This is a genomic window from Streptomyces griseocarneus (assembly GCF_014655595.1).
GTDB classification, from domain to species: Bacteria; Actinomycetota; Actinomycetes; order Streptomycetales; family Streptomycetaceae; genus Streptomyces; species Streptomyces griseocarneus.
The window spans coordinates 323,667-345,242 of sequence record NZ_BNBL01000005.1 but is presented as its reverse complement, the minus strand read 5'-3'; the positions used below and the strand labels follow the sequence as shown (position 1 = coordinate 345,242).

Sequence of the window (21,576 nt, the reverse complement as noted above, 5' to 3'; positions counted from 1 at the left end):
CGTCCCGGCCGTCGGAGCCGGGCCGCACCACGGGGAATCACCATGGCTGTTCGCCACGTTTTCACATCCGCGCTCGTCATCGCCGGCGCACTCGCCCTGACCGCCTGCGGGCCCGATGAGGACACCGGCGCATCCGGATCGTCGGCGACTCCGCCGAACAGCGCCACGGCTCAGCCGTCGGCCAAGCCGTCGTCTGCCGGAGGCGGAGACACCCGGGGCAAGGGCGGCTGCCCCACGATCAAGCCCGGCCACAAGGTCATCTGGGTCAACAACGTCGAGGGCGCGATGAACAACGTCATCGCCAAGGACACCAAGACGGCCTGCAACCCGTCGTCAAAGGCAGGGGCCTCCTACCAGCCCGTGGGCGAACTCAAGACCTACGCCCTGGACCCGAACACCAAGTTCGTCCTCATCACCAAGGACGGCGGCGGCAAGATCCCCGGGCCCAAGGCGGGCCCCGGCAGTGGCGTCGCCCATGTGAAGACCTGCGCGGACCCGGACGGCAAGCAGTACGACGGCGGGCAGCAGAAGACGAAGGACGGGGAGTTCTGCTGGGGCAAGAACTTCTACGACGTCGCGGTGGGCTCCGACAACAAGATCACGGAGATGACCGAAGTCTTCTCGTCGTAGCCACACCCCTCATGGCCCGGCGCGACCGGGGCCGTCGCTCCGCATTGGTGCAGTGGCATCGGCGGCGACGCGACGATCTCGGTTCCCGCCATGGCCGGTTGCCCCACGCACGCCCGGCCGGACCGCACCACTCTTGCCCTGTCCTCAGTCGTCAGTCGTCTGTCTTGATCTTCTTCATGGTCAGGTGGGATTCGACGCGCAGGATGCCGGGGAGGCCGGTGAGCTTGCCGGTGAGGAAGGCGCTGTAGGCGGCGTGGTCGGCGACGGCGACCCGGAGGAAGTAGTCGGGGCGGCCGAACATCCGGCGGAACTCTATGACCTCCTCATAGGAGGCCAGGGTCTCCTCCAGCGTTTCGATGGTCTTGAGGTCGTTGGCGTAGACCTCGATGTCGATCATCACCTCCAGGCCGCGGCCGACGGCTTCCGGGTTGATGACCGCGCGGTAGCCGGTGATGGCGCCGACCTCCTCCAGCCGTTTGAGACGGCGCAGGCACGGCGGCGGGGTCAGACCGACCCGCTTGGCCAGTTCCACGTTGGTCAGCCGCCCGTCCTGACGCAGATGAAACAAAATTTCCCTGTCGACCGCATCCAGGCCGAGTTCATTGCTCACAGGTCCAGAATAGGGGAATTTTTAGCAACCATATGTGGTGGAAATCCGCCTAAAATTTCAACATGCCCGCGTTTCCGATCGCTATAAGCGATCCCCCTCGTCATGCCCCCGATCCCCCACCCCGACAGCCGTCCGAGGCGACGGCGGCCCTGAAGGACTCCGCCTCCGTGGGGCTGGGCCTGCTGCCGCTCGGACTCGCCCTCGGCGTGCTCATCACCCACGCCGGCCTGCCCTGGTGGTGCGCGAGCCTGTCCACCGCCGTCATCTACGCCGGCTCGTTCGAGTTCCTCCTCGTCGGCCTTGTGGTGGTGGCCGCGCCCCTGGTGACGGTCGCGCTGACCGCCTTCCTGGTCAACGTCCGGCACGTGTTCTACGCGCTGTCCTTCCCGCTCGACCGCGTCCACGGGCGCCTGGCCAGGGCTTACAGCACGTTCGCCCTGATCGACGAGGCATACGCCCTGGCCACCGGCCCACAGGCCCGGTCCTGGTCCGGCGCGCGCATTGTGTGGTTGCAGATGTACATGCAGCTGTACTGGGTCGGCGGCGCCACCGTCGGCGCCCTGCTCGGCTCAGTGATACCCGACAGTGTCACCGGCCTGGACTTCGCCCTGACCGCCCTGTTCACCGTGCTGGCCCTCGACGCCGTCAGGGAACGGCGCGGCGACCTGCCCACCCCCGTCCTCGCGCTGCTCAGCGCGCTGGCCGCCCGCCTGATCCTCCCCGGCCAGCTGTTGCCGGCGGCCTTCACCCTCTTCACCGCCGCGCTCCTGACCCGACACCTCACCACCCGCAGGAGGCCGGCCCATGCCTGACACCCGCTATCTGCTCATGGCCATCGCCGTCTCGGCCGCCATCACCTGGGCCCTGCGCGCCCTGCCCTTCACGTTCCTGGCCCCCTTGCGCGCCAGCGCGACCGTCAAGTACCTCGGCGCCCGCATGCCCGCCGGTGTCATGGTGATCCTTTTCGTCTACTGCCTGCGCGACCTTCCGCTGCCCGGACCACACGCCGCCGCACCCCTGGCGGCCCTGGCCGTCACCGTCGGGCTGCACCTTTGGCGCCGCAACGCCCTGCTGAGCATCCTCGGCGGCACCATCGTCAGCGTGGCCCTGGCCAGTACCCTCTTCGCCCACTGAGCCGTTCCAGCAGCGAGCGAGCCGCCCCGATATGACGCGGCGGCCGGGCCTGGACAAGCTCACCGGCGTCCAGTACGTGGATATGCGCGGCAACCAGCGACCTCGCCGGGGTCCCGGCCAGGTGGACCAGAGCCCAGCGCGCCCACGGCGCGCGTGGCGCCGCCGACCGGCACGGCTGCCCTCGACGACCGTTCCCGCTGCCCCGCCGCGTGCACTGATGCTCTAGAAGCGCCGTTCGTCGGCCTCCTACCGTCGTGTGGACGTGTTCCGGTGAGCCGCCGGGTGAGTGGTACGCCGCCGCTACGAGAGGAACGCCCGCTGTGCGTGTGCGCGAGGAACGGGAGCAAGCCGAGGCCGCCGGACACCTGATCCGGTCGCCCGGGAACAGCACGCCCGGGCACCGCTCGAAGCGGTGGACGAATTGCTCCTCCAACATGTCCACCACACTTGCGCGGAATCGCTGGGGGCCGGGCACACCGAACGGCTCCGCGTGGTGGGCGAACTCCAGCAGGGCCAGCGGGTTTCCGTGCGCCTCGGCCAGGATCCGGTCGATGACCTCGGCATCCGGCCCGACATGCGTCCCCGCTCTCAGCAGGGCCCGGGCGTCCTCGTCACCCAGGCCCGCGAGGGGCACGCGCGGAAGCTCGGCGAGTCCGGACGGCGAACGGACATCGCGCGCGGCGAACACCATCGCGATCCGCTCGGCGGGCACCCGCCGGGCCACGAACACCAGCACGCGCCGCGAAGCATCGTCGATCCAGTGGGCGTCGTCCACCACGCAGCAGACAGGTCCGTCCTGCGCCACCTCGCGCAGCAGCCCCAGGACGGCGAGACCGACCGTCAACGGATCGGGCGAGGTCTGCGCGCCGAGCCCGAACACCGCCTCCAACGCCCTCCGCTGCACCACGGGAAGTCTTTGCCGGTATTCGAGAACCGGAGCGCACAGCTGGTGCAGCGTCGCGTAGAGAAGGTCTCGCTCGAACTCCGTACCGGCGGCCCGCAACACCTCGAACCCGTCCAGTTCTTCCACCACGGCGTCGATGAGCGCCGACTTGCCGATCCCCGCCTCCCCCGCCACCACGACGGCCCCACCACGCCCGGCGGCCGCCGAGGTCATTAATCGATCGAACTCACGCCGCTCCGCATGTCGAGCCACGAGCTGCACCGGAATCGTCCTCCGAGTCAATTGCTAGAGGTTTCTCACGATCGCCTTCCTATGGAGTCAGGCCCCTCCCTCCTGCACGGCGGGCGCCCTGCACGGCGGGCGCCGGTTCAGGGAGGAGGAGAGACCGCGGGACACCTCTCCCGCACGGTCCCGGTGACGATCTGCCCGTCGGCACGACCGGGCGCCTGCCGAGCCGCTGTCCACGGCGCGGTGCGCCGGTGCAGCTCCTCAGCCGGTGCCTTCCTGACTGATCTCACGTCTGGGAGACGTCGGGCACGGCCGACAGGTTCTTGATCGCAAGCGACATTTCTCCGCCTCCGTGGCCGACACCGACGGCCTGGAGAGAGCGGTGGTCACCAACGCCGCCGACCGGGCATCAGCCCGTCGAGCGCCGTCCGGCGAGGCAGCCGAGTCCGACACGTCCCTGCCCCGCCGGCCGGGCAGCTCCGACGGCGACGTGGCCGAAGAGGTGCCTCGCGGACGGTCCGGCGAGCTGCCGGAGGGGCAGCGCGGCGGCGCTTCTTGCGAGGGGTCCTCACAGGAGTCGCTGGTGGTGTGACTGCCGGCTTGCCTGGTCGTCGGGCCGACTCGGCGGACGCCAGGGCCTGGCCGGGGGAGGCTGAAGGTCAGCGGTCCGGCGGGCTGCGTCGTCATCTTCACCCACCAGTCGGCCGAATGCTCCGGTTGCGGCTCGGTCTACAGGCCCGTGCCGTCCGTGTCCTGTACGGACTCGGCCTCTTCCAAGGATCCCTCGAGTGTGCCTGTGGCGAGCTTCCGGATCTCCAGGGGCTTTGCCGGCCGGCGGAGCACCACTTCGGTTCGGGGCTGATAGAGGAGCTGCCCGTCCTTGTCCCTGCTCGCCTTCCAGTACTCCCCGCGCGTACGGCCTTCGTTCACCGCCGCTATGACCGCGCGCTGTTCCAGGCTGAGTGCGCTGGACCGGTACTTCACGTCGGCCAGGACCACCGTCAGCTCTTCCGGGGCCCGGGTGCCCTGCCTGATCTCGAAGAGTCCGTCGAAGACCAGGAAGTCGATGACTCCGCCGACGTGGACGATGTCCTTGGGGTGGTAGCCGTGTTCCGCCGCGTGCGGGAAGGCGTTCTCCGCGACGTGGCCGTCGAACGTACTGCGCGAGCTGCGAGCCGCTATCCTGCCTCGTTCTTTCAGAGCCCTCTCGTGATTCTCCACGGCTAATCGGAGCTCGTCACGAGCCGTATCGGCGCGCTGCTGCGCTGCCTGGGCGTCGGCTCGGGCCGAGCGCACCAGGAGGACTGCCATGGCCATCACCACCACCAGGACGCCCGCCATGGCGATGAAGAGTGCTGTCACCTGTTCCCCCCTCACAACACGGAAACGGCCAGTCTTTCAACGTAACCGGCGAGCGGGACGAAAAATTGCCCATCCGGGCCCCAGCGGCCCGTCACATCGACTCCTGGCAGCACCCGAAGCGCTTCCCCATGCCCTCTGCATTCCCCTCCCGTTCGCACGGGCCGACCCGGCGTGGCGCGCTCGCCGTGGGACTGGCCGCCGGCACCGGAGCGGTCGTCGCGGCTGCCGCGCCCGCACGGGCCACGCCCACTCCCGAACCCGGCACCCGCACCGGCACCGGCACCGGGCCGTCACCCGTGTCGTCCCCGGCTCGCCCGTGCCGGAGCCTCCGAGCGCCATCAGAACACTGAAATTGAACGATTCGTCCGCGAAGAGCCTCATGGCTCCGGCCGCGCTGACGGACGTCGTGCGGTACGACAAGAAGACGTCCCTTCCGGTGTGGTTCTTCCGGCCCGACGGCTCCGGCAAGCCGCGCCCGACCGTCATCCTCACCAACGGCAGCGACGGCCAGAACGTCGACATGTGGACCTACGGTGTCTCCACCGCGCTGGACCGGGGCTGGAACGCCCTCGTCTACGACGGGCCAGGTCAGGGCCAGTTGCTCTCTACCCGGGGCAGCCGGCCGAGTTCTACGAGAAGCTGCGCTGCCCGAAGAAGTACGTGAAGCTGACGGCCGCAACCGGCGCCCAGTTGCACTGCTCCCCCATGGCGCCGCAGCAGCACTGCGAGGTCGTCTTCGACTGGCTGGAGGAGACGCTGGGCGGGCACGCCGGCCGGGCACGCTGACGGGGCGGCTCCGGCCGGGCGACCGTGCGGCAGCCCCACCGCGAGACACCCAGTATTCGCCGACTTTGCCATCAGGCTTGCGATGGGCTGTTTCCCACGCCAAGGTCGTCCGACGGATGGGACCGCGACCCTTTCAGTCAGGAAGCGCTGGGTTCTCCCTCCGGGAAGCTGTTCCCACCCACCCAGAGTTCTCGCCGCACGTCCTCGCCGCAGGTCGGGCTACCGCTGAGTCCGGATGGTCTGGGCCCGAGTTCCGATCTGATCGTGTACAGGCTTCTCCAGGGAGGCATCGATGCTCCATCTGCAACGGGTACCCCGGTCGCCCGCACGCGGACGCATACGCTTCGCGCTGTGTGCCGTCGTCGCACTGCTCGCCACGTTGACAGCCCACCCCCAGGCATCACACGCCACCGACAGGGCCGGAGCCAGGGCCACTCACGCCGCTGACCGACCGGTCATGGCGTGGCGGGGCATGGGGGCGGACAACCTGATCTGGTGGTCGTACTTCGACGGCACCAACTGGTCCTCCCAACAGGCGCTGACGGACCGACGCACCGAAGCCGCACCCGCCCTCACCCGCGGCACCAATGGACGACTCCTCATGGCCTGGCGCGGCGCAGCCGACAACCACATCTGGTGGTCCCAGTACGACGGCGCCAACTGGACCGCACCGCAGGCTCTGAACGACCGAAGAACCGACGGATCTCCGGCCCTGGGTACCGGAGCCGACGGCACGCCTGTAATGGCCTGGCGGGGCATGGGGGCGGACAACCTGATCTGGTGGTCGTACTTCGACGGCACCAACTGGTCCTCCCAGCAGGCGCTGACAGACCGACGCACCGAAGCCGCTCCCGCCCTCACCCGCGGCAGCAATGGACGACTCCTCATGACCTGGCGCGGCGCAAGCGACAACCACATCTGGTGGTCCCAGTACAACGGCTACAGCTGGTCCGCGCAGCAAGCGCTCAACGACCGCAGAACGGACGTTTCGCCGGCTCTGGGTACCGGAGCGGACGGTACGCCTGTGATGGCCTGGCGAGGCGCAGGCCCCGACACCCTCATCTGGTGGTCGTACTTCGACGGCACCAACTGGTCCTCCCAGCAGGCATTGACGGACCGACGCACTGAAGCCGCACCCGCCTTGTCGCGCGGCGCCGACGGACAGCTCCTCATGGCCTGGCGCGGCGCAAGCGACAACCACATCCTGTGGTCCCGGCACAACTGGTCCGCACCACAAGAGCTCTACGATCGAAGGACCGACGGCGCCCCCGCACTGGGGTTCTGACGGCTCCGGCTCTGCGCGGCCGGTAGCCGTCGGCGGGATGTCACCGCACGGCCGTGTCGGCCGGCCGGGCGACCGGGCGTGCGGTCCGCCTGCCCAGGGCGGTCCGCTTGCCCAGGGCGGTTCCGGGGCAGGATCATCACCGTATGTTCGAATTCCTGCCAGAGGTCGGCATCAGGCTGCCCGGCCGCGCGGGCACGCTCCGGCTGGGGATGGACGAGCGTGCGGCGCAATGGGCCGTCGCCACGGTGGCGGACGTCCACGAGAGGTGGGTCTGCGGCGCCGGCTGGGCTTTCACCGCTCAGTACGACGGCCTGACGCTCCACGCCCACGGCGACACCCGGAACCGTGACGGCGCGCACGAGGACGTTTCCGGACTGGCCGAGATCACCCTGACCCGCGCCCCGGACACGCTCGCCGCCGGGTCCGGCTGCCCTGTCGTCCTTCACGGCATCGACCTCTTCGGATATCCGGCCGCCGAGGTCCTCGACGCACTCGGCGGCGCGCCTCCCGCCACGTTTCGGCTTGCAGGGGATGGCGACGGCCGCTACCTGATCACCGCGTCGCTCCGTGCGGAAGCGGTCCGGGGCGCGGCCCAGTGGATCCGGCCGTGCCCGTCGGCGGTTGACGTCGACGGTTGAGCCGGCCGGCAACCGTGAGCTCCAGCTGCACCGTGCCGGCCGGTGGCCAAGCCCTCGCCACCAAGGGAAGCGTCCAGTCCGAGCAATGCGCCCCCACGAAGGTGCAGATTAAGACATGGCACTGGATGGGCAATTACGGTTCGGTCTACGCGGCCGCACACCACGGACGGGCTCCTGCGTTGCACTTCCGCGTTGCACTTCCGCGCCGCCCCGACGCCGGTCCCCCGTGGCCTCAGTCCACGACTCCCATCGCCTCCGCGTCAGCCGGTGGGAGCCATCCCGGGCCGGCGAGCCGCATCCACCGCTGTGACGCGCCGAGCTCCTGCGCTGCTGTCCGCAGCGCGTCGAGACCCGGGTGCCGCAGGCCGCGCCGCCACACCATCGACACCGGTGACAGGGGTACGGGCTTGACCAGAGGCCTCAGCACCATCCCCGGCACCTCGATGAACTCGACGCTCGCCAAAACCGACCATCCCCGCTTGCGTACCACCCGGACGAACTCCTCCGCCCCCTCGATCCCGGGGAACGGCTCGGCCATGACGATCCCGTGCCCGTCGAAGAGCCGGGCGGCGAGATCGGTCCACTCCGCGGTGGCGGGGTTCCCGGCACCGGCGTACACCGTCTCGCCCCGCAACGCCCCCACCGGCACGGCGTCGTGGCCGGCCAGCGGATGGTCCTCACGCAGCAGGACGGCCATCCGCTCCAGCCGGACGGGCAGGTGATCGAGTCGCTCCCGTACCTCCGGCGCCAGCCCGGCGATCCTGCCGAAGGAGACGTCGAGCCGCCCGGCGAGGATGTGCTCGGCCGCGCCGGTCAGGCCACTGCGGTAGCGGGCGACGAACTCGAGCCCGGGCGCCGCTTCCCGTGCCGCGGTCACCACGCGCCCCCCTGTGGACACAGGCCCTCCGACGTCGACGAGCAGCGGCCGGCTCTCTCCCTCCCGCGCCGCCGCCAGTTCGTCGTACGCGGCGAGGACGCGCCGAACGTACGGCAGGAGCCGGGCGCCCTCCGCCGTGAGCGAGACGGCCCGGGTGGTCCGGGTGAACAGCGTGGCACCGACGGCCTTCTCGAGCCGCTGGATGTCACGGCTGAGCGCCTGCTGGGCAATGTAAAGGCGCGCCGCGGCGCGCGTGAAATGAAGCTCCTCGGCAACGGCGGCGAAGGCTCGCAGCAAACGCGGTTCCAGGTCGTACGGCACGTGAAGCAGTCAACAACAGCAACGTAGTAAATGGCCAGTGATCAGGTGTTGGACCCTTCGGCGCCGACCGGCGACCGTTGTCTGCATGATTCTTTTCCTCGCCGCCCCGCCCCGCTGGACACCCGACGCGCGCCCCACGTTCCGCGCACGCTTCCGCTCCGCCGCCGGCGCCGTCCTCGCCACCGCCCGACGTGCGCGTTCCTGACCGTTCGGGGTACGGAGATCAGTGGCGTAGAGATGCTCCGCACTGGTCGGTTGCCCGGAACACCGTCTCCGTGCCGATGGGCGCGGCCCATACGAGGATCAGGTGTTCCTCCGCGCCCGTATCGCCGTCGCGGGAGGCGTCCCGGCCACGTGCGTGGACCCGTACCCGGTACGGTCCCGGGCCGGCCCCGGAAAAGCGCGGAAAGACGTCCCGGGCGGTCCTGGGGGGTTCCTGATCGCCGTCCTCGTCCGGCTCCCAGGGGTTGGTCTCCTCCGGCAGGGAGAACACCCCGGCGGCCCGGCCGTCCAGCGCGAGCGACACCTCGACGATCTCGCTGTACCGCTCGTGGTCGGCGGCCGAGGGCGGCAGTGGCGGAGCGTCCAGCACCTGGACGGTCAGTTTCAGAGAACCGGACCGCATCCCGGTGCTCACCACGCCCCACACCCCGCCGTCCGTGACCTGCCCGTCCGGGCCCACGGAGGCGACCAGGCCGTTGAACCCGGTGAAGGAGAAGTCGACCGGGCCCGCGTCGCCCTCCAGCAGGTACTGACCGTGGTCGATCTCGATCTGTGCTGTCACCGCCGCCATCTGCCGCCCTCTCACCTTCCTCTTCGGCTTCCTTCGTCAGGTTTGTTTGTCAGCTTTGTTTGCCGGCTTCCTTTGCCGGCCCGCTCCTCGTCAGCCGGCGTCGACCCAGAAGCGGTCGCCGTTGAGGATCCGGTTGTTGTCGTAGAACGTGCGGATCTGGTAGCCCTGCCGGTCGTTCTCGTTCTTCGGCACCCAGCGCCAGCCCCAGTCCGGCCACTGCGTCCGCGACGCCCCCTGAAGGGTAGAGGCGAAGGGGTATTCGTCACACGTCTGCCCCGGAGGGCGCGGACGGGAGGCCGGGCACGCGGCCTCGTTGTTGGCCTTCCGGATCCCCGCGTTCGAGGTGTACACCAGCGGGTTCGGGTTCGCGCCCGTCTTGCGGCCGTAGTGGTGCGGCCCGACCCGCTGGACCTTCCTGATGCCCTGGGAGATGTACGGGAACTGCTTCATCTCCGTCATCGTGGGCCAGTACTCGGGCAGGACACACCCGGCTCCCATTCCGCCACGGCCCATGTTGCGTATGGAGTCGCAGCGCACACTGGCCGAGGTCAGATCATGCTGGGCAACGCCGACCCAGCCGGGGTTGAAGAAGACGGCCGTGGCGCGGTTCTGGCCCTTGCCGCGTTCCTTGCCCTGTTTGTCGATCGTGGACCGCATCTTCCACTGGCCCTCGTTCGTACGCCCCTCACCCATGCGCTGCATGGGGAAGTTCGTGAACAGCGTCGTGCACTTGTCCGCGGACGCGCAGCGGCCCACCCCGTAGACACTGGTGCCGGCGATGCGGCCCCAGCCGCCGGTCTTCTTCATCGAAACCGTCTGGTCCCAGGTCAGGGAGTCGTTCTTGGCGACGATCATGCCGACGGACAGGTAGTAGAGCTGCCCGACGAGCCGGCCGGTGCGCACGTTCCGCACGTTGATCAGGCGGGACTCGGGGTTGCAGGCCCGGCCACGGCTGGTGAACTTCCAGCCCTTGTTGGGCGCGGTCGCGCAGGGACCGGCGGCCAGCAGTTCCTTGGCAGCGGGAGTTCTGAGCTGCGCCGCCGCCTCCTCCTCGGCTGCGGGCGCGTCGCACGCCGCCAGGGCTTCGTCCTCCGCGGCCGCCTTCGCGAGCGCCGGGAGGCGCTTGTCCAGCTCCGTACAGTCCGGGACCGCGGCGGCCGCGGACACGGTCGCGGGCATGGAAGCGCCCCCGGCCTGCGGCGTGGTGTCGGCCGCGGTGGATACGGGGGCGAGGAGGGTTCCCAGGATGGCTACCGCTCCGAGAGCGGGCACGGTTATTCGCTTTAACTGCATGGATTCCCTTCGAAGGTGATGGACATAGACATGGGCATGAACATGCCATGCGTCGCTTGCCGATCCTACGCAGTCAACCGTGATCATCTCCAACAACTCACCTATATCAGCGAGCAGTTGGACGCCCTGCATTGCCGTCGGCCGTCATCGTGCCGCCAAGCACCAAGGCACGGCCTTCAGGTGGATTCAGCCCGCGCCGCCTTGCCCCATCCCGGCCTGAAGCAGGCGCGGGGAGACGGCGAATCCGTGCCTCGATCGCCTGCTACGTCACCTACGCCCTCAACGACACCACGGCTGCGCAGCTGGTCCAGGTTGCCGGGGCCGCCTACGTCGAGGTGGCGGCGAGCTACGGTGACAGCTACATAGGCCAGGCGTGCCTCGCCTGTGGAGATCGGGCCTGGGCGGCCGAACGCGTCGGGCTCGGGTTCCGCGAAGTCCTCGCCAATCCGTACGGAGGACCACTCGCGACCTTCAGCCTTGTGGAGAGTGGCGACTCTTCCATCGCACGCGTTCTCGGCGCCAAGGCGGTCAACGGCTTCAAGGACCGCGTCGTCGGTGCCGAGGTCATCGACAAGCTCGACCCATGGCAGCAGGTCTTCGCCTGCCTGGTCGTTCTCGGCATGGTCCTGGAGCTCGCCCCAGGTTTTGGACAAGAACAGCTCCGGGGTGGCGCAGACGCGCTCGGGCCGTGCCGCGGAGCATACGTAAGTGGTGCAGGGCCGCCCTGGTCGTGCAGCCGGGCGGTGGGCCCAAGGCGGGGCGCCCGAAAGGTCAGTCGCCTCCACCGCCCCCACAGGACGAGCCGCCCCCACAGGACGAGCCACCTCCACAGGACCAGCTGCCGCCACAGGCGTAGCCGCCCTGTTCACCCCATGACCTGCTTCGCCTTGTCGGCCGGCTGTTACCCCTTCTGCTGACGCGCACTATCGCGACGAGCACCAAGGTAAGCATGATCCCCAGCACCACCAGGTATCCCACTCGTCCGCCCCCGTTCGGTCTCCTTGCGATCTCTGTGCGAGAGCAATGCCCCCGTGTTCAGCGCATCAAGCGCGCCTTGAGCAACTCCAGAGGTTCCGAACACTCGACGTCACACATCGTGGCGGACGGGAGCTGTGGGGCCCTCGTCATCGACGAGGGCCCCTTTCCTGGCTACCAAGTACCGCCGGGCGGGCGAAGCTCCCCAACAGCGTCAGCTCCATGGGGGGGTACTGGTTTCGGCACCAGCACCTACCGAAGGAGCACCACGCCTAGGGGCAAACAGGGCGAGATCGTCGGAAGGAATCGCGGCCGGCTTTTCGGGCAGAAGGGCCTGGGCGTCCCCGAGCGCGCGCCTGTTGAATTCGAAGAAGAGATCAAAGACGACGGGCGGCCGGTCCGACGGAGGTCGGACCGGCCGCCCCGCCGAGGGGGCTCAGGGCAGCTGGGCCGTGATCACCGCGGTCGTGCAGAGGAGGGCGGCCAGCGGGAGGGCGGGCATGGCGAAGGTGATGGCGCGCAGCCAGGGCCGGCGACCCCGGGTGGTCGGGAGGGTGGGCCAGCGGCGGACGGACTCGGCGGCCGTGGCGGCGAGCAGGCCGGCGCCGAGGGCGGAGACGACGCCCGGGACGTGGCCCCACTCGCCGACCCGCAGGGCGAGCAGCCAGCAGGTGGCGGCGGTCAGCGGCAGGGAGACGGCCTTGAGCCGGTCCAGCGGGCGGGAGAGGCGGGCCCGGCGGGGCCGCACGAGGCCGAGCAGAGCGAGTGCGGGTGCGCCGGCCGAGAGCAGGACGGTGAAGGCGAGCAGGATCGGGTGCGGGGTCGGCGGCTCGTCGAACTCGGGGGCGCTGATGCCGAGCAGCTCGAAGCCGATCTTCTCGGTCGGTGTGCGGGTGGAGTTGGCGAGCACGACCACCGCGCGCTGGTCGGAGGTGTAGGCGACGAACGCGCGTGAGCCGTTGGTCAGCCCGTTGTGCCAGCCGACCTTGGTGCCACCGGCGTTCCACAGCTGCCAGCCGAGCCCGATCCGTCCGTCCCGGTCGGCGTAGTCGGCGACCGCGGCCCGCGGGGTGTGGGTCAGGGCGAGCGCAGCGGGCGGGTTCGGGGCGGTGTTGGCGGCGAGGAAGGCGGCGAGGTCGGCGCTGGTGGTCCAGGTGCCGGTGCCGACCGCCGCCCACTGCGGGTTGGTCCACGGGACGACCGGGGTGCCGGCGGTGTGGAACGGCAGGATGGCGCCGTCCGGGGTGCCGGGGGCAGTGCGGACGGTGGTGTGCTCCATGCCGAGCGGGGCGAGGACCCGCTCGCGCAGGGCGGTCGGGTAGTCGCGCCCGTCGACCTTGGCCAGGGTCTTGCCGAGGACGGCGTAGCCGAGGTTGGAGTAGGAGAACCCGGTGTCGGGCTTCGGCCCGTAGCCGGAGAGGCCGGTGAGCGCACGGACCGGGTCGCCGAGTACGGAGTAGCCGTCGCCGCCCAGCAGGTAGCCGGCCATCGCCAGCGGGAACTGCGCGCCGTCGGGCGGGAAGGACGGCAGGCCGGCGGTGTGGGTGGCGAGCTGCTCGACGGTGATGCCGGCCACCGCCGGATCGGCGAAGGTGTACTCGGGCCAGAGCCCGCCGACGGTGTCGGTGAGCCTGATCTTCCCGGCGTCCAGCAGGCTGCCGAGGAGGCTCGCGGTGAGCACCTTCTGTGCCGAGCCGGTCTCGAAGACGGTGTCCGGGGTGACGGGGGTGGAGCCGTCGGTGGTGCCCAGCGCGGCCCGGGTCACCTTGCCGTGGTCGATCACCGCGACCGAGACACCCACCGAGCCGCCCGCGCCCTGCCCGTCCGGCAGCAGGCCGGCGACCCGCTCGGACAGTGCGGCGTCACCGCTGCGGTGAGCGGCGGCCGGCGCGCTGCGCGGACCGACGGCGAAGGCGGCCAGCGCGGCGAGGACGGCGGCGGCCGCCGTCCACCGGATGGTTCGCCGCCGACCCGCGTGCTGGGAGCGGGCGTTGGGTGAGGTGGAACCGGGTGGAGCGGTCTCGGACACGGGCACGGGCACGGGGCTTTCCTCCAACAGATGCGGACAGATGCGGGCGGCGGCCGCCGAATCCGGCCGCCGACTGATGACGCTTCACGTTCGCCCAGGTCAGAGCCGTCCCGCGGCGGCCGTCCGGCCCGTTGTGAAGTAGCCGATCGGCTACCTTGGCGCTGCTCGCCTCCCACGTACGGTGTCGCTATGCACAATCGGTCAGCAGTTCACCCGCCCACGCCGGCCGCCCGCGCGGGCACCGTCGGCCCGGCCCACCTGGTGCCGCTCGCCCTCGCCGCCGGGAGCCTGTTGCTGGCCGTGCTCGCCGACCTCGACCGCTGGTGGGGCATGCGCCCGGGGCCGGTCGCCGACGGCCTCTTCCTCGCCTCCGGCACGGCGATGTCCGCCCTCGCGCTCTGGGCGCTGCGTCCCGGCACCTCGCGGTCGGCAACCTCGGCCGCCGTCGCCGGGGCCCTGTCGGTGACCTTCGCCGCCTCCGCCGGGTACCGGCTGCTGGACGCCGAGCACCGGCCGAGCGGTGTCACCGAGGCGCTCGCCCTCGCGCTGCTGCTCTCCCTGGTCGCCTACCGCTGCCGGCCGCTGGTGATCGCGGGTACGGCCCTCGCCTCCTTCGCCGCGCTGCTGGCCGCCGCCGGGCGCGGTGGCGGGCCGTTCGACGTGGACAACGCGCTGCTGGTGCTGGTCCTGCTCGGGCCCGGCCTGCTGCTGCGCTGGCGCGCCGAGCGCCGCGCCTGGCACATCGAGCGCGCGGTGCGCGAGGAGCGCAACGCCCTGGCCCGGGACCTGCACGACGTCGTCGCCCATCAGGTCACCGGCATCGTCGTCCAGGCGCAGGCGCTGCAGCACGTCGCGGCCCGCGACCCCGAGTTGCTGCGTGCCGCGCTGGCCGACATCGAGCACGCGGGAGCGGACGCGCTGGCCGCCATGCGCCGGCTGGTCGGCGCGCTGCGCGAGGGCGAGCACCCGGACATGGACGGCGACTCGCCGGCCCGTCGGCTCGCCTCCCTCGCCCGGCCCGGCGACGGCCACCGGCCCGAGGTGGCGGTGCGCGGCGAGGCCGAACTGGACCGCGCCCCGACCGAGCTCGCCGCCGCGGTCCTCCGGATCGCCCAGGAGGCCGTGACCAACACCGACCGCCACGCCCGCGGCGCCACCCAGGTCACCGTCCTGGTCCGCGGCGAGGGCGGCCAACTTCACCTGGACGTGCACGACGACGGCCGCGGTCCGGTCCGCGCCCACACCGGGGACGGCTACCGGGACGGCTACGGGCTGATCGGCATGGCGGAGCGGGCCAAGCTGCTCGGAGGCACCTTCCACGCCGGCCCGGCCGAGTCCGGCACCGGCTGGCAGGTCGCCGCCCGGCTGCCGGGCCTGTCCGGCTCACCGACCCCGGCGGGCGGCGCGCGGACGGCGGCCCGGTGACCATCCGCGTCCTGCTCGCCGACGACCAGCGCATGGTCCGCACCGGCTTCCGCTACATCCTCGACGCCGAACCGGACATCGAGGTCGTCGCCGAGGCCGGCGACGGCATCGAGGCGCTCCGGCTCGCCGAACACCACCGCCCCGACGTCTGCCTGCTGGACATCCGGATGCCCGGCATCACCGGCCTCGACGTCACCCGCCGCCTGGCCGGCCCCGGCGTCGCCGACCCGCTGCGCGTCATCGTCGTCACCACCTTCGACCTCGACGAGTACGTGCACGAGGCCCTGCACGGCGGCGCGGCCGGGTTCCTCCTCAAGGACGCCGGCCCGGCCATGCTCATCGAGGCGGTCCGGGCCGCCGCCCGGGGCGAGGCCATGGTCTCCCCCCAGGTCACCGTCCGGCTGCTGCGGCACTTCACCGCCGACCGCGGGCGGCTGCCGCTGCCCGGCGCGGGCGGGCACCCGCTGTCCGAACGCGAGCTGGCGACCGTTCAGGCCGCCGCCGAGGGCCTCACCAACGCCGAGATCGCCGAACGCCTGCACATCTCGCTCGGCACGGTCAAGAAGCACCTCGCCGGCGCCCAGCTGAAACTCGACGTCCGCAACCGGGTCGAACTCGCTGCCTGGGCCTACCGCCACGGCCACATGGACGGCCCTTCACCGGTGCCGGAGCACCGGTAGCCGTCGAGTCGCGGCCTGCCGTTGACCGCAACCGAAGGCCGCGACGGGCCTCCGGGAGCTGGGGACGGGCGAGGTCCGGCACGCTGGCCAGAGCAATGCGGCGGCGGTCCGGGACCCGGGCGTCAAGGAATTCTTGACAAGTCGGCCGCGTCAAGGTTTCCTTGACGCATGTTGATCTTGAATTCGAGGTCCCGGCACCGGGATCTCTTCCCCGCCACCTCATCCATGGCCGCCGCTCTGCCCCTCGCCGTGAGTCTGCCGGCCGTGACGGTGATGTTCGGCGACCGGTTCGGCACCTCCGCCACCGTCGCCCTGATCGTCGTGGGCCTCGCACTCATCGCCTGCACGGCCGGCCTGGCCGCCCGGGCCGCGGCCCGCGACTCCGCCGGGCAGGCGCGCCGCGACGAGGCAGTCCTCGACGCCCTCGAGCCTCTTGCCGGACTGAGCCGATGAGTAACGAACCCCTGCTCCACCCCGCGGAGATGGACCGGATCCGCGAAGGCATCGCCGCAGCCGTCCTCGGCGCCCCCGAGGGTCTGGCCGACTCCCTCGAACACGACGCCCACGGTTACCTGCGCCTGGTCGACGCCTCGCGCGTCGGCGCCGAGGAGGCAAGCCGGCTGCTGCGCGAGGCCGTCCACGGCGCCAGGGCCGCCGGCCACAGCTGGGACACGGTGGGCCGCGTCCTGGGAGTGAGCCGCCAGGCCGCCCAGCAGCGCTTCGCGGACAAGGCCACAGACGCCAGCCCCTCGGCACCGCCCGCCGGGGGACCCAACGCCCCCAAGCGCCGCACCCTCAGCGGACTGTCCGCGTTCAACGAGATGGCCGCCCTGGAAGAAGCCGGCCGCGACGGCTGGCACATGGTCGGCTACGGCCCCTTCTTCCACGAGGTCGAGGCCTCCGGCCACCCCTGGGAACACTGCCGGGTCACGCTCCCCTCCATCGCGCGACACCGGCGCATGCAATCAGAAGGCTGGATCCCGGTCGGCGCAGGATGGTTCCCCTGGCGCTACTACAAGCGACCCGTCAACCCCGGCACCTAACGCCGAGCCGGCCACGTCGGCCGGCGGCGGATGATGGATCACCCCGGGCCGGTGGCACCGACTACTGCCCGGACCGGCTGCGGGCCCACTTCTTGAAGCCACCGACGTGGTGGAGCAGCTCAGCTCCACGTTTGTCGACCGAGCCCGGGAAGCCGGTGCCGCCGGCGCGGGCGCAGCGCAGGACGGCAGTGAAGTCCGGCAGCGTGGTTCTCGTGTGCCTCGCGCAGCCCGACCGCCTGGTCGTCGTGCCCGGGTGGGTTCGCCGGCAACGTTGACGCGGCGGGGGCGGCCGGAGAACGCCTCCGACATCCGCCACATCCCCGCCCTGCACGGCTAGCGGCGGAAACCCACAACCTTGTGCTGATCATCCAGCGCGAACAAGGCGTCAGCGAGCAGCGGGCCATCGGCCACATCACCGCGATGGCCCGCGAGCATGTCGAGCGCTTCCTCAACCTCGAGCACAGCATCCCCGCCCTGTGCCGGGAACTGCGCCTGAACCCCGGCCAGACAGGGCACGAACACCGGTACACCGAGGGCATGCGGCACTGGATGCGCGACTGCTACGACTGGGAGTCCGCCACGGCCCGCTACCGCGCCGACAGCCGGCTACCCGCCTCCGGCCCCGGACACCTGGAAGAACTCGCCAGCCCACGCTGACACGAACCCCGCCACGCGTCGACGCCCCGGACACCTTTCTCACTCATCGCATCCGCCCCCTGGCCATGGCGGACTGCCGCGGTGGCAGCGACACCCAGCGCGCCGTACTCCGCTTCGGCACGGCGGTCACCCCGGTCGCGGCCGCGCTGCGCTATGACGTGACGTACCGGCTGCCCGCCGGCGACCCGGGCGAGCACGATCGGTCCCGCTGGGTGCCGGTCACCTGGAACACCCGGTGGGCGCGGGCCTCGCCTTGGTCGACGCCGACGGCTACGACCACGCGCGCCGGCGGCGGCTCGAGCACCGCAACCGGCACCACGAACTGTTCCACCGCCCGGAGAAGGAGCCCCAGACGTGAGCACCAACGCCTACAAGCACTGGCAAGACCTCCAAGTCCACTGCCCCGGCGACGTCCCGCCGGCCACGCCGCTGACGTGGCTGGCCGAGAAGCACCAGGAACACGCCGACCGGCTGACCAACCGCCTGCTCCCCACTGACTCCCTGCACGAGGCCGAGCGGGCCACCACCGACGACGCCCTTGCCGTGCTCGCGCTGCGCGAGGCCGTCCGCCGCGAGATGGAGTACGGCCGCGGTGCCCATGTCCGCGACGCCCTGCAGCTCGGCGCCACCTGGAACGAGGTCGCCGCTGCCCTCGACCTGGCCCCCGACGAAGCCCGCGAGGTGCTGCGGGCCTGGGCTGACGGCCAGCGCCACCTGTACACCGCATCCGAGGAACGGGGCGAGCAGCCACTGGGCCTCAGCGCCGAGCAGCACGCCACCGTCCTGGCCCTGGCCGAGCTCGGTGACGACGAGCGGGTTCCGGCGGAGGGTGAGCGATGACGGGCACCACGCGGTTCGGGCTGTAGGAGCGGCCCCACCACGCCTACGCCGAGGCGGTCGCTGACGCGGTCGGACCCGCCGGCACCCAGGTCGGTTTCCGCTGGAACCGGCTCAGCCTGCTGGAGCCGGTTCTGGGCCTGGCGGAGTCGATGCCGTCGGAAATCGCCCGCTGGATGGAGCACCGCAGCCGCGCCCGGCTCTTCTGGCCCATGGTGCACTCCGGCCAGCCTTCTCTTGCCTGTCGGGCCCGGCTCAGACCCCGCCCATCGCCGTCTGCGCGCTCTCGGCCCCGGCCTCGCGCTGGTCGTACTCGGCGCGCGCGGTGGCGATCTCGTCCTGGTGGTCCTCGGTCCAGGTGACGAGCGCCTGGATGGTGTCGTGCAGCGTCGTGCCCAACGGGGTGAGCTGGTAGTCCACGCGCGGCGGGACGACCGGGTGCACCGTGCGGCGCACCAGTCCGTCGCGCTCCAGCTGGCGCAGTGTCACCGTCAGCATGCGCTGGCTGATCCCGTCGATCTCGCGCCGCAGTTCGGTGAAGCGCAGGGTGCGGCGGTCGAGCAGGGCGATGGCGAGCAGCGACCACTTGTCGGCCACGCGGTCGAGGATCTGACGGACCTCGCAGCCCTCTCGGGTGTCCCACTGGCGGGCCTGGTCGTCCTCGGTTCCCGTGCAGTAACTCGGTGACTTCAAAGTGCCTTCTTCCATGGTCGTTCAGGGTGCACCACGATCGAGGCAGTAACAAGAGGGAACTGACAGGAAGTTTAGTAACTGCCTGCGACGCCTTCGTTCTCTCCTTTCTCCTCTTTCCTTTTCGCTTGAAGGAGCCACCCTGTGTCCACGTCGTCCACGTCACCACCGCCGGAGCCCGGCGCCGCCCGTCTGGGCGGGCGCGCCTGGGGAGTGCTCTTCGTACTGTGTGGAGCGATCTTCCTGGAGGGCATCGATGTGGCCATGCTCAATGTGGCCCTGCCGTCGATCCGTGCCGACCTGGGGATGTCCACCGGTGAGCTGCAGTGGGTGATGAGCGCCTACGTCGTGGGTTACGGCGGGTTCATGCTGCTGGGCGGAAGAGCGGCGGACCTCTTCGGCCGCCGGCAGATGTTTCTGTTCTGGCTCACCGTGTTCCTGCTCTTCTCCGGCCTGGGCGGCTTCGCCGACGATGGACCGACGCTCATCGCCGCCCGCTTCGTGACGGGGGTCGCCGCCGCGTTCATGACTCCGGCCGGGCTGTCCATCATCACGACCGGCTTCGAGGAGGGGCCGCAGCGCGACAAGGCCCTTCTGGTCTACTCGGGCACCGCGGCCGGAGGCTTCTCCGTCGGCCTGGTCGTCGGGGGGCTGCTGACCTCGGCCGACTGGCGCTGGGTGTTCTTCGCGCCCGTAGTCCTGTCGTTCGTCATCCTGGTCGCCGCCCTCGTCCTCATCCCCAAGTCCGAGCGGCCCGACCGGGCCGGGCAGCGTGTCGATCTGATCGGGGCGCTCACCGTGACCGGCGCGATCGTGCTCCTCGTCCTCGCCGTCGAACGCGCCGCCCACACCAGCCTGGTCCAGACGCTGGGCACCCTCGCCGCGGGCTTCGCGCTCCTCACCGTCTTCGTACTGGCCGAACGCCGGGCGGCCGCCCCGCTCGTGCGGCTGGGGGTCTTCCGCAGTGGTTCCCTGGTGCGCGCCAACCTCGCCGCGCTGCTCTTCTCCGCCGGCTTCTTCGGCTTCCAGTTCATCGCCGTGCTGTATCTGCGGGAGCTACGCGGCTGGTCCACGGTCCAGACCAGCCTCGCCTGGCCGAGGACATCCGCGGCCACCGCTCCGGGCAGCCCCTTGCCACCATGCGCTCCTACCTCGACGCGCTGGACACCGCCCCGTTCGGGCCACCCGGCACGGCCGCCTCGCCGCACCGCGTACTCGCCGCCCTGGCCCCCGGCATGCTCGCCCTCGCCGCCGAACGAGCCCGGGGCGCAACGGTGCTGGGCATGCCCGTCGAGTACACCCGCACCGCCAGGACCGTTCTCGGAGACGACGGCCTGTTGGCCGTCACGCAGCTGTGCGTGCTCACCCACGACCGCGCCGACACCGCCGACCTGGCCCGCACCACGGCCGCGGCCGCCCTGCCGAACCGCCGCGACCTGCTGCGGGGGCTTGGATACGAGAACCCGGACGCGCGCGACGACCGGCTGGTCGACGCGCTGGTGGCCCACGGCCGTGCCGAGGACATCGCCCAGCGCGTCCACGAGCACTTCGACGCCGGAGCCGACCACGTCAGCCTCCACCTCATGACCACCACACCCGACTCCCCGTCCGTACGGCAGTGGGAGCAACTCGCCATGCACCTGCCCATCTGACCAGGGACACCCGCACAGGCACAACGACACGGCACGAGTGCGGATACCCTGAAAGCCGTCGCCGCCGGCTCCCGGGCTGCTGATGATGAGGCGAGCCTTATCTGTCGCTGCCGTCCTCGCCGCATCAACACACGCGCGCCCTACACACCGGGCCGGGTCGTGGCGTGGCCGGCACCGCGCGGCGTCGGCCACGGCAGGATCTACGGACGGTCAGCCATCGCCACGGCCCGCCCGGCTGCGCTGGCGCAGCGCGATCCGGTTGCCATCGGGATCCACTGCCTCGATGCGGACCCCGAACGGGTAGTCCTCCGGTTCGGGCTGGTCGAACGTCACACCGCGGTCGCGAAGCACCTCGAAGTCCTTCCTCAGGTCGTCCGATTCGAGGAAGAGCGGACCGGGCGTGATGCCCGGCTGCGCCTCGGCCGGCTGCCCCGGGACAGCAGCGCGCGGCCACAGCATGATCTCGAGCGAACTGCCGGGAACGCCCACCGTGAGGAAACGTCCATCAGGACCCGGATAGTCGACACGCTTCTCCAGGCCGAGCTGTTCCGTATAGAACCTCAGCGCGCGGTCTTGATCGGTGACATACAGCGTCACATACATGACGTTTACAAACATTGTGTCGTCCTCCCATGTGCCGGTCCGGCGACCTCCGCGCCCGCGGTGCCGATCAGCCTCGGAGTTCGAGTCGGTCGTCAGTCACCCGGGTGGGGTCGTGTTGCTTCGT

The 21,576-nt window shown here is 70.8% G+C and carries 26 protein-coding genes and 1 pseudogene; 17 read left to right on the top strand and 10 right to left on the bottom strand.

Annotated elements, in window-relative coordinates:
• Positions 1-42: 42 nt before the first annotated feature.
• Positions 43-630, top strand: a complete 588-nt coding sequence (locus IE295_RS15610) for a hypothetical protein (protein WP_190064224.1) — start codon at positions 43-45, stop codon at positions 628-630.
• 151 nt (positions 631-781) lie between these two features.
• Here IE295_RS15610 and IE295_RS15605 read toward each other — a convergent pair whose 3' ends face one another.
• The gene (locus IE295_RS15605; protein WP_190064223.1) at positions 782-1,240 is read right to left on the bottom strand and encodes an Lrp/AsnC family transcriptional regulator; all 459 of its coding nucleotides are present in this window, start codon (positions 1,238-1,240) and stop codon (positions 782-784) included.
• 167 nt (positions 1,241-1,407) lie between these two features.
• Between IE295_RS15605 and IE295_RS15600 the strand changes: the two genes are divergently transcribed.
• Both IE295_RS15600 and IE295_RS15595 read left to right on the top strand, forming a co-directional pair.
• Positions 1,408-2,052, top strand: a complete 645-nt coding sequence (locus IE295_RS15600) for an AzlC family ABC transporter permease (RefSeq protein ID WP_224323284.1) — start codon at positions 1,408-1,410, stop codon at positions 2,050-2,052.
• Entirely contained in the window at positions 2,045-2,374 is a 330-nt protein-coding gene (locus tag IE295_RS15595; protein WP_190064221.1) for a branched-chain amino acid transporter permease, read from the top strand. The genes IE295_RS15600 and IE295_RS15595 overlap by 8 nt, the downstream gene beginning before the upstream one ends.
• On the opposite strand, the gene IE295_RS15590 is transcribed toward IE295_RS15595, so the two are convergent.
• The gene (locus IE295_RS15590; RefSeq protein WP_190064220.1) at positions 2,337-3,539 is read right to left on the bottom strand and encodes an AAA family ATPase; all 1,203 of its coding nucleotides are present in this window, start codon (positions 3,537-3,539) and stop codon (positions 2,337-2,339) included. The genes IE295_RS15595 and IE295_RS15590 overlap by 38 nt on opposite strands.
• Before the next feature lie 319 nt (positions 3,540-3,858).
• Here IE295_RS15590 and IE295_RS15585 point away from each other — a divergent pair, with 319 nt between their 5' ends.
• On the top strand, positions 3,859-4,098 hold the full coding sequence (locus IE295_RS15585) for a hypothetical protein (protein WP_190064219.1): 240 nt from the start codon (positions 3,859-3,861) through the stop codon (positions 4,096-4,098).
• Positions 4,099-4,235: 137 nt separating this feature from the next.
• Here IE295_RS15585 and IE295_RS15580 read toward each other — a convergent pair whose 3' ends face one another.
• A complete protein-coding gene (locus tag IE295_RS15580) occupies positions 4,236-4,868 on the bottom strand; it encodes a Holliday junction resolvase-like protein (protein WP_190064218.1) in 633 nt (210 codons plus the stop codon).
• Between the two features lie 352 nt (positions 4,869-5,220).
• Between IE295_RS15580 and IE295_RS15575 the strand changes: the two genes are divergently transcribed.
• From IE295_RS15575 to IE295_RS15565, 4 genes are all read left to right on the top strand, one after another.
• A complete protein-coding gene (locus IE295_RS15575) occupies positions 5,221-5,532 on the top strand; it encodes an alpha/beta hydrolase family protein (protein ID WP_224323242.1) in 312 nt (103 codons plus the stop codon).
• A complete protein-coding gene (locus IE295_RS34120; RefSeq protein WP_263453714.1) occupies positions 5,529-5,654 on the top strand; it encodes a hypothetical protein in 126 nt (41 codons plus the stop codon). Before IE295_RS15575 ends, IE295_RS34120 begins: the two co-directional genes overlap by 4 nt.
• A 457-nt stretch (positions 5,655-6,111) precedes the next feature.
• Positions 6,112-6,939: a PLL family lectin gene (locus IE295_RS15570; RefSeq protein ID WP_190064217.1), complete on the top strand. Its 828-nt coding sequence runs from the start codon at positions 6,112-6,114 to the stop codon at positions 6,937-6,939.
• Positions 6,940-7,082: 143 nt separating this feature from the next.
• Entirely contained in the window at positions 7,083-7,577 is a 495-nt protein-coding gene (locus tag IE295_RS15565; protein WP_190064216.1) for a hypothetical protein, read from the top strand.
• Positions 7,578-7,809: 232 nt separating this feature from the next.
• On the opposite strand, the gene IE295_RS15560 is transcribed toward IE295_RS15565, so the two are convergent.
• The 5 genes from IE295_RS15560 to IE295_RS15540 all read right to left on the bottom strand — a co-directional run bounded on the left by IE295_RS15560 (position 7,810) and on the right by IE295_RS15540 (position 13,877).
• Positions 7,810-8,775, bottom strand: coding sequence for a LysR family transcriptional regulator (locus tag IE295_RS15560; protein ID WP_190064215.1), 966 nt, complete (start codon positions 8,773-8,775; stop codon positions 7,810-7,812).
• A 223-nt stretch (positions 8,776-8,998) separates the two neighbouring features.
• Positions 8,999-9,559, bottom strand: coding sequence for a hypothetical protein (locus IE295_RS15555; protein WP_190064214.1), 561 nt, complete (start codon positions 9,557-9,559; stop codon positions 8,999-9,001).
• A gap of 99 nt (positions 9,560-9,658) precedes the next feature.
• Positions 9,659-10,747 (bottom strand): NucA/NucB deoxyribonuclease domain-containing protein, encoded by a 1,089-nt coding sequence (locus IE295_RS15550; RefSeq protein WP_190064213.1) that lies wholly within the window; start codon positions 10,745-10,747, stop codon positions 9,659-9,661.
• A 290-nt stretch (positions 10,748-11,037) separates the two neighbouring features.
• Positions 11,038-11,514, bottom strand: a complete 477-nt coding sequence (locus IE295_RS15545; protein WP_190064212.1) for a P-loop NTPase family protein — start codon at positions 11,512-11,514, stop codon at positions 11,038-11,040.
• Positions 11,515-12,272: 758 nt separating this feature from the next.
• Positions 12,273-13,877 carry a serine hydrolase domain-containing protein gene (locus tag IE295_RS15540; protein WP_190064211.1) on the bottom strand — a complete coding sequence of 535 codons (1,605 nt, stop codon included), beginning with the start codon at positions 13,875-13,877 and terminating at the stop codon, positions 12,273-12,275.
• Between the two features lie 177 nt (positions 13,878-14,054).
• Between IE295_RS15540 and IE295_RS15535 the strand changes: the two genes are divergently transcribed.
• The 7 genes from IE295_RS15535 (at position 14,055) to IE295_RS15510 (ending at position 18,510) form a co-directional block, all read left to right on the top strand.
• Positions 14,055-15,290 (top strand): sensor histidine kinase, encoded by a 1,236-nt coding sequence (locus IE295_RS15535; protein ID WP_190064210.1) that lies wholly within the window; start codon positions 14,055-14,057, stop codon positions 15,288-15,290.
• Positions 15,291-15,322: 32 nt separating this feature from the next.
• On the top strand, positions 15,323-15,970 hold the full coding sequence (locus IE295_RS15530; protein WP_229922975.1) for a response regulator: 648 nt from the start codon (positions 15,323-15,325) through the stop codon (positions 15,968-15,970).
• A gap of 168 nt (positions 15,971-16,138) precedes the next feature.
• The gene (locus IE295_RS15525; RefSeq protein ID WP_190064208.1) at positions 16,139-16,423 is read left to right on the top strand and encodes a hypothetical protein; all 285 of its coding nucleotides are present in this window, start codon (positions 16,139-16,141) and stop codon (positions 16,421-16,423) included.
• Positions 16,420-17,013 (top strand): hypothetical protein, encoded by a 594-nt coding sequence (locus tag IE295_RS15520; RefSeq protein WP_190064207.1) that lies wholly within the window; start codon positions 16,420-16,422, stop codon positions 17,011-17,013. The genes IE295_RS15525 and IE295_RS15520 overlap by 4 nt, the downstream gene beginning before the upstream one ends.
• 357 nt (positions 17,014-17,370) lie before the next feature.
• Complete coding sequence (locus tag IE295_RS15515; protein ID WP_190064206.1) at positions 17,371-17,670, top strand: isoprenoid biosynthesis enzyme family protein; 300 nt, start codon at positions 17,371-17,373, stop codon at positions 17,668-17,670.
• Between the two features lie 235 nt (positions 17,671-17,905).
• Positions 17,906-18,028 (top strand): hypothetical protein, encoded by a 123-nt coding sequence (locus tag IE295_RS34115; RefSeq protein ID WP_263453716.1) that lies wholly within the window; start codon positions 17,906-17,908, stop codon positions 18,026-18,028.
• On the top strand, positions 18,025-18,510 hold the full coding sequence (locus IE295_RS15510; protein ID WP_190064205.1) for a B-box zinc finger protein: 486 nt from the start codon (positions 18,025-18,027) through the stop codon (positions 18,508-18,510). The genes IE295_RS34115 and IE295_RS15510 overlap by 4 nt, the downstream gene beginning before the upstream one ends.
• A gap of 252 nt (positions 18,511-18,762) precedes the next feature.
• Here IE295_RS15510 and IE295_RS15505 read toward each other — a convergent pair whose 3' ends face one another.
• On the bottom strand, positions 18,763-19,215 hold the full coding sequence (locus IE295_RS15505) for a winged helix-turn-helix transcriptional regulator (protein ID WP_190064204.1): 453 nt from the start codon (positions 19,213-19,215) through the stop codon (positions 18,763-18,765).
• A gap of 174 nt (positions 19,216-19,389) precedes the next feature.
• Here IE295_RS15505 and IE295_RS15500 point away from each other — a divergent pair.
• Both IE295_RS15500 and IE295_RS15495 read left to right on the top strand, forming a co-directional pair.
• Positions 19,390-20,289: pseudogene (locus tag IE295_RS15500) on the top strand (MFS transporter); the annotation flags it as partial.
• A gap of 47 nt (positions 20,290-20,336) precedes the next feature.
• Positions 20,337-20,849 (top strand): LLM class oxidoreductase, encoded by a 513-nt coding sequence (locus IE295_RS15495; protein WP_190064419.1) that lies wholly within the window; start codon positions 20,337-20,339, stop codon positions 20,847-20,849.
• 210 nt (positions 20,850-21,059) lie between these two features.
• On the opposite strand, the gene IE295_RS15490 is transcribed toward IE295_RS15495, so the two are convergent.
• The gene (locus IE295_RS15490; RefSeq protein ID WP_224323245.1) at positions 21,060-21,452 is read right to left on the bottom strand and encodes a VOC family protein; all 393 of its coding nucleotides are present in this window, start codon (positions 21,450-21,452) and stop codon (positions 21,060-21,062) included.
• Positions 21,453-21,576: the final 124 nt, after the last annotated feature.